A 14,075-nucleotide genomic window follows, 5' to 3' on the forward strand; every position below is an offset into this window, starting at 1 on the left:
GTCAGCCGCCCGGCGGCCAGCCCGTGCCTACCTTCAGGTACGGCTCGCTGATCCCTGTGCGTCGGACATATGCGACCGTCGCGCGGCGTTCAGACCGCGCGGCCCGCGCGGGCATAGTCGAAGGCCAGCGTCTCGGCGGCGCGCTTGCCCTCGTCATAGCAGGCGCGGGGGCCGGTGCAGTTCACATGGCCGCGGTAATTCTCGGCCTGCGGGTGGATTTCGGGGTCGCCATAGACCTCGCTGGTCGAGGTCAGCAGGAACCGGGCCCCGGCCGCCTCGGCCAGGTGCAGCAGGTTGTTGGTGCCGACCACATTGGTCATCATAGCCCATCACGTCATCGGCACCGGTGCGAACGACCCGCAGAAGATGGACCCGAATGCCTCGCGTGAAACGCTGGACCATTCGATCATGTAGCGTCCCACACCCCCTTGATCGAAGGATGCAGCCGCGCGACCGGGCCCGGATCGCCGGTCACAAGGCAGGTTTGCGGGGCCGATGCCGCCCCGGCCCCGATCCGCCGCCAGGCTTCGCGCGCGGCGGGACGCTCATGCGGAACTCGTAGCGGTCGCAATCAGCGGGATAGGCATCGCCAGGTCTTCCGCGGGTCGAGCGGGTGTTGGCCATCAGGTTGTCGATGCTGTCCGGCCCGTCGCTGCGCGGCCGCCCGCCATAGGCGCCCTCGATCACCTCGAGAACACCCAGTAATCGCCCGAGGGCCGACAGCGCCGCAAGCCCCGCGCCCAGGATGACGGATCGCCCGGTGGCAAGCGCCGTCATCCCGGCCAGCCCCGCGATCAGGTCGATCATGCGGCTGCGCTGGGCACAGCGCGCCATCGGCCTTGGCGGCGGCGCGAGGGTTGAAGATCGACCCCTCGGCGCGTGACGTTGATAGGGCGGAAGGAGCGTCGTTCGAGGACTTGCGCGTCCCAGGTGGCGGCATCCGCCGCCGTTTGCGGAAACCCGCAAGTTCGGCGCGGCACCGCTTGGACGCAGGGCGGCGCCTGTGGCATCGTCGCCGCCGGTCAGGTCCACCTCGACTCGCGCCGCGCCGCGAACCGCCCTTGGCCGTATGCCGCTGCTTGCGCGGCATCGAACGGTCCGCCTCCAGCCAGCCCTCGATGATCGGGATGAAAGGATCAAGCTGAACCGCCCCGGGTCTTACCCGGCGTTTGTGGTTCACTGATTAGGCTGCGCCGAGACCGTCTTCTCGGAAGGTGGACCTGCCGATCGACGCGGCGCGCGCTCCGGTGGCCGAGGCGATCTGGACCCATATCCAGGACCGGCTGCCCGGCCGCGCGGGAGTGCAGCCGAAAAGACCCATGGATTGTTCCGCTCGCCCTTGCGGTAGAGCTTGGTGCCTGCGAACAGCATGCCTTCGGCATAGACATCGGGCACGTCATGATCGCCCCGCTGCCGCCTTTGCGCAGTCAAAGGGGGCCATGGACAAAGCCCACCAGCCGGGTTATGGCGCTTCGCGTCACGCGGCGCCAATCCACAAAGTAGCCTGTCCGCCATAACAATGGGACAGTGTGGAAAAATGGCTGAAACGCACAAGACGACCGCCCGTCATCCAGCGTTTCGGCGTACAGCGCAGTTAACCGAGGATCGAGCGCAATATACATCGGCGTCGATGCCGCTCGCACAGCGTCTGGAAAGGCACGTCGAACAGGCCCGCGCCCGCTGCCGGCCTTCCGATGATCGAGGAAACGACATCCGGGAAAGCGGATGCCTCATTTCTGCCGCTGGGGATCTCGACACAGCGGATGTATGCAGCCCCGGGAACCGCCGAGTTTGCCGCAGAATATGCCTTGCTGATGCGCGGTCGCCCGCCCGCCCCGAAGCGGACGGGACCGGTGGGATGCCGTATTGTGCCCGACCCAGGATGCCGGCCTCCGGCACAGGTCGCCCGCCAGGTTTTGTGCGGCGAACGCGGCGTTTCCAGCGTCAGCCGCAGTCTCTCGGTGTATCGGATCGACAGATACTGGCTGCCCCGATCACTGTGATGGATCAGCTTATCGGCCTCGCCCGGCGCACGCTGGCAGATGGCCTGGTTCAGGGCATCGAGGACGAAGCCGGTCGCCATCGATGTCGAGACGCGCCAACCGACGATCTTTCGGGCGAAGACGTCGATGATGAGGCTAGTTCCGTGCGTCAGCGGCCGTCGGGAAGATCGGCGCGCAACGCGACGCCGTGGCCCTGATAGCGGAATTCGTCATGATCTTCGGATCCTGCGCATCGCGCGCGATGACGACCGCGTCATTCCCAAGCCGCTGCGCGCAGCTTTTCGACATGGACGTTGTCGGGCCATTCCGTGGCCACGGCCGAGTTCAGGTCGGATCTCGGCCTCGGTATCGTTCGTTGAATTTGGTGTTGAGCAGGCTGCCGCGGCAAATGATCACCGGCGCCACCTGCACGACCAGTCGCGGGCGCTGACCGCATCGGTAAAGGACACGCTGTCAGCGGGGGGCGCCGCCGAAGGGCATGGTCGGACTCTTCTTGCGTCAATTACGAATGCCGGGCGCCACCGAGGTCGTGCGGATCACCATCTCCATCGTTGTTGTTGATGAACCTGATGACGCCAGCGCCGGTCCGACCGGCAGGCCGATGGGGCCGGCGATCTTGCCCACAGCGCGGCTTCCGGCCAGGGCCACGTCGAGCGGAAGGCCGCCGGCAAAGCCTTCGGGGTCGATCTTGCCCACCACCAGATCGGCGTCGGTCACCGCCGGACGCAGACCGCCGCGGCCATAGCACGCGGGCCCCGGCTCGGACCCCGCGTTTCGCGGCCCGACCGACAGCCGCCGGCGTCGTCGATCACGCCGACCGAGCCACCGCCCGCGCCGATGGTCACCAGGTCGATCATCGGCGCAGCACCGGATGTCCGAGACATGTCGCGCTGGTTCAGGATCTTCAGCTGGCCGCCGGGGATAGTCGACACGTCGGACGAAGGTGCCGCCGATATCGACGGCGATGTTGGCGTAGCCAGCATCTGGCCTCGGCAGTGCCAGCGATACGCCGCCGGCCGGGCCCGAAGGGATGCGGATCGGGCGCCGCGCTGCAGGGCGTCCACGGTCGAGCGCCGCCTTCGATGCATGTCGCGTTTCGAGGTCACGCCCGCCGCACGCAGCCGGGCGTCCAGGTCGCGCAGGAACAGGAGGCCTTGGCCCTGGCTTTCAATGCGCCGGTCGAGCAGCATCATGGTCCCGCCGGCATCTGCGCCGCCTGGCGGCCATGGTGACCGAGGCGCGGGTGGAAAACATTTCCGCTATGCCCACGCCTTCCCGCGCTGCGTCGCCATGATCGCCTCGGGTGCCATCGACGTGAAGCCGTTGATTACCCGCACCTTCGACTTCAAGGACAGCGTGCAGGCGTTCCGCATCGCCGCCTCGGCGCCGCCGGGGGATGTCAAGATGCAGATCGTCCTGCCGCAGCAAGGATAACACCATGGCAAACGTCAAGATCGACAAGGTATTCAAGCGCTATGGCGCGGTGCAGGTATGCACGGAAGCCGTGGGTGGTGATCATCCCGCATTCCGCGCCTTGTGCTCGATGGTGATGTTCGTTGCGGAAGTGGTGCCGTGGACGATGGTCTCGACCTCGGACGGGTCGATCCCCGCCTGGTCGCAGATGCCACCGCCGCCCGGGCACCAGCAATATCGACTGGTTCTTCCTGATCGCCGGCAATACAGCTATCCTACGACATTAAATCCTCATACCAATTCCAACACATCCCCACCCCCCACATCGACGCCAATCCTGGCCACGTGACAACACTCAGTTGGTTACTCGCGCCCGTCTTCGCGGCGCTGAAAAAGGCGCCGGACGCAAGGGACCGGCGCCAGCTCGGAGGTTCATTCCGCCGCCATCTTCTGGGCGCCGAATAGCCGTCGATATAGGCCGTCTCGTCGATCTCGCGCGGGACGCCGCGCATGAAGCCTTCCAGGATCCAGACGGCCAGCGGCACGTTGAACAGGCAATGTGCGAGCGCCACCGCGATATGGGTGTCGAAAAGCCATCGCCGACCAAACCGCGCAGTTCTTTGGGCACTACCAATCGGGCAAGCCGGTGTCGATCACATGGGTCACGCCGCCGACCCAGCCGATCAGCTCGCCCTGGTGAAAGATCGGCACGATGGTGTGGATGTCGCAGGGATGGACGTTGCCGATCAGGCTGTCGTTGTTGCAGAAGATGTCCTTGTCCTTGATGCCTACCACCTCGCCCGACTTGTTTGCCTCAGGCCCAGCTTGCCCGAGAAGCGCTCCAGCAGTTCCCAGGCCTCGTTTCCGTATTTCGGTGGCCACGTGCAAGACCGTGTAGGTGCGCGGCGCGGAACGCCTTCGAGAGCTGCACGATGAGGCCGGGGCAGTGCTTTTCCAGCCCCTCCTTGAGCGCGGCGAAGCGGTCCGGGTCGCTGGTCGGGCGGCCCTCGTCGTCGCGGACGTGGCAATGGGCAATGCTCGCACCCGCCTCGAAAGCCGCGCTCCTTCTACAGTTCATTGGCGGTGCGAAGCTCCCGCACCTCGCGATCCAGTTCCTTGGTGTCCTTCTTCGCTCATGATCGAGCTCCCTGTCTGGGTAGAAAGGCGCAGCGCTGCGCCGGGTATCCGAGCCGCCGGCATCCATCGTCCGCCGCTCTGGGGGCATCCCCGCGGTGCCCGACCCGGCAGAAAGGCCTGCCAGCATTATGCGTCAGCATATGCATCAATCGCGGGGCGCCGTTCCATGAGCGATCATTCCGGCACGAGAAGCCTCCTTCGTCACCCTGGCCCAGGAACTCGCTTTCGCCGCGCCGCCGACCGGCTGAACCTGACGCAATCGGCCGTCAGCCACACCATGCGCAAGTTCGAGGACCGCCATCGCGTCGCCGTCTGGCAGAAAGAGGGGCGCGGACTGCGCCTGACCCAGGCCGGGCGATACCTGCTGGCGCTGGCGCCTGCAGCGCGGCATGCGTCCTCGACCAGTTGGCCCGGCGCATCGCCAGGCAACCTGGTAGGCGATGGGGCTCCACTCGAGCCCCGCTTCATGTTCTGGCCGACAATGGCGCGGTTCCGGCTTCCCGGAAGGTCGAAAAATCCTTTCACGCGATCCTGCTTGCGGCCAAGGCCGCTTTCGAATTTCGAGCTTGACGTAGCGGTAATGCGGCTCGTCCACCGGGTCGATGACCACCAGCCCGTCGGGGCCGTAATTGCCCAGGAACACCTGGATGCCGGTCGAGCCCAGCAGGGTGCCGGTGGTCACGCCCTGCGGCCTGGCGAGCCACGACTCTCCTGGGCGATACCCAGTCCCAACCCGTTGCCCCCCCGGCTGCGCTGATCCAGCCGGAGCGGCACGGATGACAGCGCATCGAGGCAGCGGTCAACTTGCCCTGCTGGGCCGGTCGCGGCCGGGCTGGGCGTGCCGTCTATCCCGAAAGCCTGATCGGATTTCTGGGCCGCAGCGTCGAGGTGCGCCCGATCATCCACCCGCAGTTCCGCATCAGCAGCGCCTGACCAGGACTGGGACACGTGGCTCAATGCTCCCTGGGAGATCGCCAAGCTGCTGCAGCGTCCGCTCCCGGGAGCCGTTATCCCTCTGACCGCTGGTTGCGCGGGATATTGTCGATCCTGTTGTTCATGTCGGGCATCAAACTCGTCTGGTGACCGGCAGCTTTGTCCCGCAGAGCTGCCCCACTGGCCCGGTTGATGTGGCAGGATGACCGACATAGCTGGAATAGACCGGACCGGCCGCAGCCTGGATGACATGTGGCGAGAGCTTGACGAGGGTGTGGCTCTGTTCGCGGCTTGCTGGCAGGCACCTGTGCCCTGCGTTGCCGTTGAGAACCCCATCATGCATCGGCACGCGCGCGAGCGCATGCCACCTGATCTCCCGCGGCCTCAGATCATCCAGCCGTGGTGGTTCGGAGAGCCCGCATTCAAGGCCACGGGCTTCTACCTGCGCGGCCTTCCGCCCTTGGCACCCACTAACCGCCTGATCCCACCTAAGCCCAAGGACGATCCCGAGACGCACAAGGCCTGGTCAGCCATCCATCGCGCGCCGCTAAGGCCAGATCGCTGGAAGATCCGCAGCCGCAGTTTGCAGGGATCGCCGCCGCTTGTGCCGCGCAATCGCGTGGCGCATCAGCACCAGTTCAGGCGGACTGCATGACCCGCTATCGAACCGCACTGGACGGCCTCGGTGTGGCTGCGCTCATGTCTAGCTGACCTCTTGGGGGCACCCGGGCCGAGGAGGGGAGGCTTTGGGGGCAATAGAAGGCCGAGAGCATCCTTTGGTCAACCGCCAGATTCAAGGTGTGCAGGGTGTGGCAAATTGTCCTATGTCTGGTTCCGGGCCCAGCCTTTAGGGGGTGGGGCTTAACCGACTCATCGCACTGGCGGACCTATCCCGCCGATCGAGCATCCCACGGACGTCCAGATGATGTCGGACCCTTCCGGGCGGTGGCTCTTGGCAGACGCCCCAGCAGCATCGTGCAGCAGATGCCGGATCCACCGAGGATCGCGGAGGCAGCGACAGCGCGGCAAAACTGCGCGGCTGGATGAGGTGGCAGACGAAATCCGCGGCAAGGGAGGACGGGCCCATGCGTCCGCCGGAGACATTGGCCTTCCGGAAACCCATGCGCGCCTTGTCGCGGAGGCGATACGCGAATTCGGGGGCCTCGACGACATCGCGAATGCCGGCACCGCCGAATACAAGCACTTTATGGGGCCGATCATTAACCGCGCCCGCGCCGCCCGCATCCCGGCGCAAACCGCATGCGTGCCAAACGCAATCCGAGCCTAACAACACGGCACAACTATATCGTCAGGAAAATGGAAGCCGAACTGTTCGGTTGTTATGACCATGACTTTAATGGGGAAGGTCACATCAGCTATACTCTCACAGATCGCGCCGCGCCCGAGGGGCAGGTGGACCGCGAGCAGGTTGTGCAATATCCCTGAAACTCGCCCGCTACCGACGCGCCAAGCTCCCAGGGGTTGCGACTTTGCAGCGGAAGCGTCGGTCGCCGGCAGGCCGCCAAAGGCGAAATCATCGCGCGGTCCGAGCCCGCACGCCCCCGCCCGCCGCGCCCACGGACAACACGGCGCTGGTGGATGTAATGGACGAGCGTTGAAACGTTGACTGCGTATCTTCGAGCACGCTCGGTCTTGACGGTGGTCTGGCGGACGACATTAGAGCAAAAACTGCCGCTTCGCCGCCGACAGCCCCGCCCGCCGCGCCGGAGCCTCTGGTGGGCAAGGCCCCGAGAGAAGCCGCATGAGACGCCGGCTACATGGCGATGGGTGATTGCCGCATCTGCGGTCATGACTATGAGGCTCACCACCCTTCCCCGCCCGCCTGCCAGCAAGAGGCGGTGACGGCGCGGAGGAGCAAAGCGCCCTCGCCGCAGCCCCCGCCGAAAGCAAGCGGCTAAAACCGCGATAGCATGAGCAAGTTGCACGCACAGGTCGATGCCGCAACGAAGAGGCCGAGAGGCGAAAGAGCGTGCGCTTGCCGAGGCCGAAGCCGAGCGCGCGCGGCTGGAGGGAGAGCTTCTGAACAGCGCACAGACGGCTCTGCCCGATACGAACGTGTCGGCGGAACCTCGGTCTTCAACTTCTACGGAGAGCCGCGCAGCGTGAACTTCAAGCTATCGGCAAAATTCTGACGATTGGCCTTATGACCGAACCTGTTCTGATTCTGACGATGAAGTGTCCCGCAGGGGGATCGGCGCCTGGATCAGCTGACCGCATAAACGCATCATCGCACTGCCGCATGGATTGCTGACGCCAGCCGAGGCCTATGACCGACGCCAAGATTTGCCAAACCCGTTAACGCACGAGCGTCCCAGGACAGTACCAACAGGAGTGCGACACGGTTTAGCACCTGAGGCCCGGCCCGCACGCGGGAGATCGGAACAGCGTTAACCGAGCCAGGGTGGCAGGGTCGGTGAACACGCCGGATCGATGGGTGGAAGCGCGAGGCACTGTGCTTCATCCCGATCTGAGGATCTTCGGGCAACGGGCAAATGCTCCTGGCTGCGGCCGAGATTGCGGAGGTTGAAATGACCGACGCTGAACGGATCGCACGGCTGCGTGACGACGTAAAGGCCCAAGAAACCACGGCGATGGGGGCACGGAGCGAGTTGAGGCGACGCATCTTACCGCCAACGTCAGACCCAGCAATCAGAGGAGCAAGACACGAAGCCCAGCACTCGCGGTTGAGGCAAAGCACAGCGCATCTGCCTTGATCGCCGCCACGATAGGCATCCAGACGACAACCTGCACGCACTTTCGCATAGATGCCAATGTCCCAAGAGCGACGCACTGTGTGACCGACAACTGCCGCCATGAAGATCGAAAAATCCATCGGCACGCACGAGCCGATCCCACGCGATCATGACCCGGCGTTGGCCTTGGTAAGCACGATGAATGCCATACAGCCATGAGACGCCGGCCGAACGCTGGGGCGTCAGCGCCAATGCCGTGCGCAAGACATGCGCTACTGGCGAGTTCGGCCGTTTCCGCATTTGGAAATTGTATGGATACCCGCCCGGGTTGTGGTGATAGGGCGGGCCTCGTCCAGCTAAGGACGGCTCAGAGGTTTAACGCCTTTCACGCGTCCTGTCGAGCAGGTCGCTAGCATGAAGAATCCCTGCCGGAGCGGGGCTGGGCAATAGGTACCGGGACAGAGTGCAGGTAGCACAGTCGGGCAGCACCTCTCTGATATCTGGGCGAGCACATGAGATGTCCTTGGGTCCAGACCCACGGCCAAGACGAGGACCTGACACGGAAACAGTCGGTCCGGCCCAACTCCCACAGAATCAGCCCAGACCACACCACGACAGAAAAAGGAAACGGCCCTACGCAAGGCGCGCAGGCTGCCAGCATTTCCCAAGGCTCGGACCTAGCGCGAACTCGGCCACCTGCGCAACGCCATACCAACGAGAGCGTCCAGCCTCATCAGAGGCCGCTACCGACATCCAGAACGGCCATCCAGCCGACCCCGACAGAACGGTATCTGAACAAGGACGAGGTGCAGAAGCTGATTGATCACACTGAACCGGCCGGAAAAGCGCAACGCGGTCACCTATGAGATGTTCGACCGGTTCATGGAGCATATCCGCATCCAGCTACAGGGAGCGGATGATCCGAGCGAGGCATCATCAACCCAAGACTGGGATCCTTCAACGAACACCGCAAGGGGCGCGCCATAGCCCGAGCATCGCGGACTGATGGCCCCGCTGCAAACCGCCAACGATGCCGCGCTTTCCGATTTCGTCGTGAAATGGGGCGGCAAGCACGTCGCCAGCATCGGCCGGGGTGCGACGGAGCCGTTCGACGCAGCGGGGCACCAGGCCGCGGCCTGCGCCACGGTCCAGCGCCGTAGCGATGCTATCCAGTTGGTCCGCCCCGACGCGGCCGATCAGCGGCTTGAGCGCGGTGACCACTATCTCTTCCAGCCATTCGCGCCGGATCACATACTGGCGGATATCCTCGAGGGGAACATTCCCGACTTGGCCAAGCTGCGCGGCGACCCAAGCTCGGCGAACCGCCGAATACGTCGCACCATGAAGAAAGCCCCGGTTTAATCCGAGGCTTTTCAACATATCATGGTGGGCGATAACGGATTTGAACCGCTGACATCTTCGATGTGAACGAAGCGCTCTACCGCTGAGCTAATCGCCCGGTTCGCGCTAGATAGCCGCAGCGCGAACGGGCTGCAAGAGGGAAAACCCCTAATCGTCATCGTCCTCAATGCCTTCGGCCAAGTCGCGTTGGCGGCGGCGCAGACGCAGGACGATGACCTCGGCCCCCCACACGTCGCGCTGCCGGTTGATGCGGGCGCGCCCCAAGGGCGGCAGGGCCAAGGTCTGCCCCGAGGCGATGGCTTCGCCCAATTCGGCCAGGGTCGCCTCGACGATGTCCTGACCTGGGCCGACCGCATTCCCGCGCGCGCGGCCACATGGCTGACGAACTGGCGCTTCTGCAAGACGCGCGCGGCACCGGGGTCCTCGCCCCGCCTGCCCCGGGCCTTGCCGGCCGGGCGCGCGGTCCTGCCTTTCACCGGTTCTGCATCACGGCCCTTCGCCATGCGACCTCCTGCGGCACCTTGTAAAAAAAAAGCCGCGCGAATTGCTTCGCGCGGCCATCCTTGTCAATGGGCGACTGCCGCCCCGCTGCCGGGGCCGCGGATCGCGGCCAGGCGACTGGCCTCGGCCGCGGCCTCCTCGGCCGCTTCGTCCCATTCGATGGGCTCGGGCATCCGCACCAGCGCGTGCTTCAGAACTTCGCGCACATGGCTGACCGGAATGATCTTGAGCCCTTCCTTGACGTTGGCCGGGATGTCGGCCAGGTCCTTTTCGTTATCGACCGGGATCAGCACCGTCTTGATGCCGCCCCGCAGCGCGGCCAGCAGCTTTTCCTTGAGCCCGCCGATGGCCATCGCATTGCCGCGCAGCGAAACCTCGCCGGTCATGGCGATGTCCTTGCGCACCGGGATCTGCGTCAGCACCGACACGATGGACGTGACCATCGCCAGACCCGCCGACGGTCCGTCCTTGGGCGTCGCGCCGTCGGGAACGTGGACGTGGATGTCGATCGTGTCGAACTTGGGCGGCTTGACCCCGATCTGCGGCGCGATCGAGCGGACGTAGCTCGATGCGGCGTCGATCGATTCCTTCATCACGTCGCCCAGTTTCCCGGTCGTCTTCATCCGGCCCTTGCCCGGCAGCTTCAGCGCTTCGATCTGCAAGAGATCGCCGCCAACCTGAGTCCAGGCCAGACCCGTCACCACGCCGACCTGATCGTCCTTTTCGGCCAGGCCATAGCGGTGGCGACGCACGCCCAGGTATTCCTCGGCCTTCTCGGGCGTCACTTCGACGGACTTCACCTTGCCCTTCAGGATCTCGGTCACCGCCTTGCGGGCGAGTTTCGCGATTTCCCGCTCCAGCGAGCGCACCCCGGCTTCCCGCGTGTAATAGCGGATCACATGGGTCAGCGCCTCGTCCGTCACCGAGAATTCGCCCTTGCGCAGGCCATTCGCCGCGACCTGCTTGGGCAGCAGATGCTGGCGCGCGATCTCGCGCTTTTCGTCCTCGGTGTAGCCGGCCAGAGAGATGATCTCCATCCGGTCCAGCAGCGGGCCGGGCATGTTGTAGCTGTTGGCCGTGGTCACGAACATCACGTTCGACAGGTCGTATTCCACCTCAAGATAGTGGTCCACGAAGGTCGCGTTCTGTTCGGGGTCCAGGACCTCCAGCATGGCGCTGGCCGGGTCACCCCGGAAATCCTGCCCCATCTTGTCGATCTCATCCAGCAGGATCAGAGGGTTGGTCGTCTTGGCCTTCTTCAGTGCCTGGATGATCTTGCCCGGCATCGAGCCGATATAGGTCCGGCGGTGGCCGCGGATCTCGGATTCGTCGCGCACGCCGCCCAGGCTGATGCGGATGAATTCACGACCCGTCGCCTTGGCCATGGACCGTCCCAGCGAGGTCTTGCCGACGCCCGGAGGGCCGACGAGGCACAGAATCGGACCCTTCAGCTTGGCCGAGCGGTTCTGCACCGCCAGATACTCGATAATCCGTTCCTTGACCTTCTCCAGACCATAATGGTCGGCGTCCAGCACCTGTTCGGCCTTGGCGAGGTCCTTGCGGGTGCGCGACTTCACGCCCCACGGCAGGCTCAGCAGCCAGTCCAGGTAGTTGCGGCTGACGGTGGCCTCGGCCGACATCGGCGACATCGACTTCAGCTTCTTCAGCTCGGCCTCGGCCTTTTCGCGGGCCTCCTTGCTGAACTGGGTCGCCGCGATCTTTTCTTCCAACTCGGTCAGTTCGTTGCTGCCATCCTCGCCGTCGCCCAGCTCCTTCTGAATGGCCTTCATCTGCTCATTCAGATAGTATTCGCGCTGGGTCTTCTCCATCTGGGTCTTGACGCGCGACTTGATCTTCTTCTCGACCTGCAGGACGGACATTTCGCCCTGCATCAGGCCATAGACCTTCTCCAGCCGCTCGGCGGTGTCGAGCGTCTCCAGCAGTTCCTGCTTCTTGTCCAGCGCGATGCCCAGGTGCCCGCTGACCAGGTCGGCCAGGCGTGCGGGGTCGCGGGTTTCTGCGACGGCCGAGACAACCTCTTCGGGGATGTTCTTGCGCACCTTGACGTAACGCTCGAACTCCTCGGCTACGGCGCGGGTCAGCGCGGTGCGGGTGTCGGCGTCGCCCTCGACCTCGGCCAGGGGTTCGCAGGCAGCCTCGAAATAGTCGTCATTGTCGACAAAGCGCGTGACGCGCACACGTTCGCGTCCTTCGACCAGCACCTTGACGGTGCCGTCAGGCAATTTCAGCAGTTGCAGGACATTGGCCAGTACGCCGGTGCGGAAAATTCCATCGGCCGCGGGCTCATCCACGGCGGCATCCTTTTGCGCGGCCAGCAGAATCGGGCGGTCCTGCTCCATCACCGCCTCAAGCGCGCGGACGGATTTCTCGCGTCCCACGAACAGCGGCACGATCATGTGCGGGAACACCACGATGTCCCGCAAGGGCAGGACCGGATGGGTGGTCTGGGCGAATTCATTCATGGAATCAATCCTTTCTAGCCAGAGGACGTGGCCCCGGGATCAGCAGCGCAGGCCCTCTGCTCCCGGACAAGATAGGAATGGCTGGCGCGGGGTTCAATGGTCCGTCGGTTCTCAATCTGTTCCTGCAGGCGGCGATGAAAAAAGGCCCCGGAGGTCCGGGACCCGACCTTAGCACCTTTTGTCGCGATAGCCGAGAGCCAGCCGGTCCGTCGTCAGACCTTATCGCGGAAAAAGCTGTCTATCTGGTGCTCGGCATCATCCTTGGTCCAGCCGTAGCGTTCCTGCAGCTTGCCCGAGAGCTTGTCGCGTCGGCCGGCCATCTCGGTCAGTTCGTCATCGGTCAGGTCGCCCCACTTTTCCTTGACCGAGCCCTTGAATTGGTCCCACTTGCCCTCGACGATATCTCTGCCATGGCGGTTCCTTTCGTCCCAAGAATGCCGCAGATTGAAAACGGGCTTGCTCCATCAATCCCGGAGGGCTAACCCGCAGGCCTGTGAAGGACAAGGGCGCACTTATGCAAACTCTTCCGCTTCGGCGGACCCGGAACCGCCGATCAACGGGCGGCAAGCCGGCGTTCGACCGCGTCCCAGATCAGCGCGGCGGCATTGATGCCGTCGAAGCGCTCCAACTCCTGGATGCCGGTCGGAGAGGTCACGTTGATCTCGGTCAGCCAGCCGTCGATCACGTCGATGCCGGTAAAGACCAGGCCCTTGTCGCGCAGGACGGGCCCGATGATCGCGCAGATCTCGCGCTCGCGCTCGGTCAGGCCGATCTTTTCGGGCCGGCCGCCGACATGCATGTTCGAACGGGCCTCGCCCTCGGCCGGGACACGGTTGATGGCGCCCACAGGCTCCCCGTCGACCAGGATGATGCGCTTGTCGCCCTTGACCACGGCAGGCAGGTATTTCTGCGCGATCACCGGCTCGCGGTTCATGCCCGAGAAGGTCTCGATCAGCGCGGACAGGTTCGGGTCGCCGTCGCGCAGGTGAAAGATGCCCGCCCCGCCGTTGCCGTAAAGCGGCTTGATGATGATTTCGCCGTGGCGCGCGCGGAACGCCTTGATACGCGCCAGGTCGCGGGTGATGACGGTCGGCGGCGTCAGGTCGGGAAAGTCCAGCACCAGCAGCTTTTCGGGGCAGTTGCGGACCCAGAAGGGATCGTTGACCACCAGGGTTTCCCGGCCCGCCCGTTCCAGCAGATGGGTGTTGGTGATGTACCCCATGTCGAAGGGCGGATCCTGGCGCAGCCAGACCACGTCGAACTGGCCCAGTTCGACCTCGGCCCAGTCGCCGAAGGTCACATGGTTGCCCTGTTCGCGGCGCAGCGTCACCGGACGGCCGCGCGCGACGATGCGGCCTTCGTCATAGGCAAGCTGGTCGGCTGTGTACTGGAACAGCCTGTGTCCCCGCGCCTCGGCCTCGAGCCCCAGGCGAAAGGTGCTGTCGCCCGTGATCGAGACATGCTCGATCGGGTCCATCTGAAGGGCCACATAAAGACTCATGCTATCGACTCCGGCCTTGTTCGGCAGG

At 64.6% G+C, this 14,075-nt stretch carries 13 protein-coding genes, 1 tRNA gene and 6 pseudogenes; 8 read left to right on the plus strand and 12 right to left on the minus strand.

Annotated features, from left to right (window positions below; translation table 11 throughout):
* Window positions 1–95 precede the first annotated feature (95 nt).
* The 5 genes and pseudogenes from DPM13_RS00685 to DPM13_RS26360 form a co-directional block, all read right to left on the minus strand.
* A pseudogene (locus DPM13_RS00685) lies at window positions 96–323 on the minus strand (GDP-mannose 4,6-dehydratase); the annotation flags it as partial.
* Between the two features lie 83 nt (window positions 324–406).
* Window positions 407–514: a type I-C CRISPR-associated protein Cas8c/Csd1 gene (locus DPM13_RS00690; RefSeq protein WP_223252498.1), complete on the minus strand. Its 108-nt coding sequence runs from the start codon at window positions 512–514 to the stop codon at window positions 407–409.
* Window positions 472–807 (minus strand): hypothetical protein, encoded by a 336-nt coding sequence (locus DPM13_RS21710; protein ID WP_223252670.1) that lies wholly within the window; start codon window positions 805–807, stop codon window positions 472–474. The genes DPM13_RS00690 and DPM13_RS21710 overlap by 43 nt, the downstream gene beginning before the upstream one ends.
* 1,144 nt (window positions 808–1,951) lie before the next feature.
* A pseudogene (locus DPM13_RS00695) lies at window positions 1,952–2,140 on the minus strand (DDE-type integrase/transposase/recombinase); the annotation flags it as partial.
* Window positions 2,141–2,501: 361 nt separating this feature from the next.
* A pseudogene (locus DPM13_RS26360) lies at window positions 2,502–3,196 on the minus strand (hydantoinase/oxoprolinase family protein).
* On the opposite strand from DPM13_RS26360, the gene DPM13_RS00705 reads away from it, so the two are divergent.
* Together DPM13_RS00705 and DPM13_RS21720 are read left to right on the plus strand one after the other, a co-directional pair.
* Window positions 3,195–3,437 (plus strand): hypothetical protein, encoded by a 243-nt coding sequence (locus DPM13_RS00705; protein WP_223252250.1) that lies wholly within the window; start codon window positions 3,195–3,197, stop codon window positions 3,435–3,437. The pseudogene DPM13_RS26360 and the gene DPM13_RS00705 sit on opposite strands and share 2 nt — an antisense overlap.
* Window positions 3,438–3,441: 4 nt before the next feature.
* A complete protein-coding gene (locus DPM13_RS21720) occupies window positions 3,442–3,765 on the plus strand; it encodes a hypothetical protein (protein WP_223252251.1) in 324 nt (107 codons plus the stop codon).
* A 40-nt stretch (window positions 3,766–3,805) separates the two neighbouring features.
* On the opposite strand, the pseudogene DPM13_RS26365 reads toward DPM13_RS21720, so the two are convergent.
* The 3 genes and pseudogenes from DPM13_RS26365 to DPM13_RS00725 form a co-directional block, all read right to left on the minus strand.
* A pseudogene (locus tag DPM13_RS26365) lies at window positions 3,806–4,009 on the minus strand (carbohydrate ABC transporter permease); the annotation flags it as partial.
* Between the two features lie 34 nt (window positions 4,010–4,043).
* Complete coding sequence (locus tag DPM13_RS00720) at window positions 4,044–4,211, minus strand: hydantoinase B/oxoprolinase family protein (RefSeq protein WP_223252252.1); 168 nt, start codon at window positions 4,209–4,211, stop codon at window positions 4,044–4,046.
* 97 nt (window positions 4,212–4,308) lie between these two features.
* Window positions 4,309–4,473 (minus strand): annotated as a pseudogene (locus DPM13_RS00725) (3-keto-5-aminohexanoate cleavage protein); the annotation flags it as partial.
* 357 nt (window positions 4,474–4,830) lie between these two features.
* Here DPM13_RS00725 and DPM13_RS26370 point away from each other — a divergent pair.
* From DPM13_RS26370 to DPM13_RS00760, 5 genes and pseudogenes are all read left to right on the plus strand, one after another.
* Window positions 4,831–5,310, plus strand: a complete 480-nt coding sequence (locus DPM13_RS26370; protein WP_397246239.1) for a hypothetical protein — start codon at window positions 4,831–4,833, stop codon at window positions 5,308–5,310.
* Between the two features lie 47 nt (window positions 5,311–5,357).
* Complete coding sequence (locus DPM13_RS24605; protein ID WP_262983219.1) at window positions 5,358–5,486, plus strand: hypothetical protein; 129 nt, start codon at window positions 5,358–5,360, stop codon at window positions 5,484–5,486.
* A 250-nt stretch (window positions 5,487–5,736) separates the two neighbouring features.
* A pseudogene (locus tag DPM13_RS00750) lies at window positions 5,737–6,197 on the plus strand (hypothetical protein); the annotation flags it as partial.
* Between the two features lie 337 nt (window positions 6,198–6,534).
* Window positions 6,535–6,774 (plus strand): hypothetical protein, encoded by a 240-nt coding sequence (locus DPM13_RS00755; protein ID WP_112887260.1) that lies wholly within the window; start codon window positions 6,535–6,537, stop codon window positions 6,772–6,774.
* Window positions 6,775–9,205: 2,431 nt separating this feature from the next.
* A complete protein-coding gene (locus DPM13_RS00760) occupies window positions 9,206–9,562 on the plus strand; it encodes a hypothetical protein (RefSeq protein WP_112887261.1) in 357 nt (118 codons plus the stop codon).
* A gap of 22 nt (window positions 9,563–9,584) precedes the next feature.
* Here DPM13_RS00760 and DPM13_RS00765 read toward each other — a convergent pair.
* The 3 genes from DPM13_RS00765 to lon all read right to left on the minus strand — a co-directional run bounded on the left by DPM13_RS00765 (window position 9,585) and on the right by lon (window position 12,546).
* A tRNA-Val gene (locus DPM13_RS00765) sits at window positions 9,585–9,659 on the minus strand.
* A gap of 50 nt (window positions 9,660–9,709) precedes the next feature.
* A complete protein-coding gene (locus tag DPM13_RS21730) occupies window positions 9,710–9,871 on the minus strand; it encodes a hypothetical protein (protein ID WP_223252254.1) in 162 nt (53 codons plus the stop codon).
* Between the two features lie 257 nt (window positions 9,872–10,128).
* Window positions 10,129–12,546, minus strand: coding sequence for an endopeptidase La (gene lon / locus DPM13_RS00775; protein ID WP_112887262.1), 2,418 nt, complete (start codon window positions 12,544–12,546; stop codon window positions 10,129–10,131).
* Between the two features lie 77 nt (window positions 12,547–12,623).
* On the opposite strand from lon, the gene DPM13_RS27575 reads away from it, so the two are divergent.
* Window positions 12,624–13,028: a hypothetical protein gene (locus DPM13_RS27575; protein ID WP_449579238.1), complete on the plus strand. Its 405-nt coding sequence runs from the start codon at window positions 12,624–12,626 to the stop codon at window positions 13,026–13,028.
* A 71-nt stretch (window positions 13,029–13,099) separates the two neighbouring features.
* On the opposite strand, the gene gshB is transcribed toward DPM13_RS27575, so the two are convergent.
* Entirely contained in the window at window positions 13,100–14,047 is a 948-nt protein-coding gene (gene gshB / locus DPM13_RS00785; RefSeq protein ID WP_080620455.1) for a glutathione synthase, read from the minus strand.
* Window positions 14,048–14,075: the final 28 nt, after the last annotated feature.

Origin of the sequence: Paracoccus mutanolyticus (assembly GCF_003285265.1) — a bacterium.
Taxonomy (GTDB): Bacteria; Pseudomonadota; Alphaproteobacteria; order Rhodobacterales; family Rhodobacteraceae; genus Paracoccus; species Paracoccus yeei.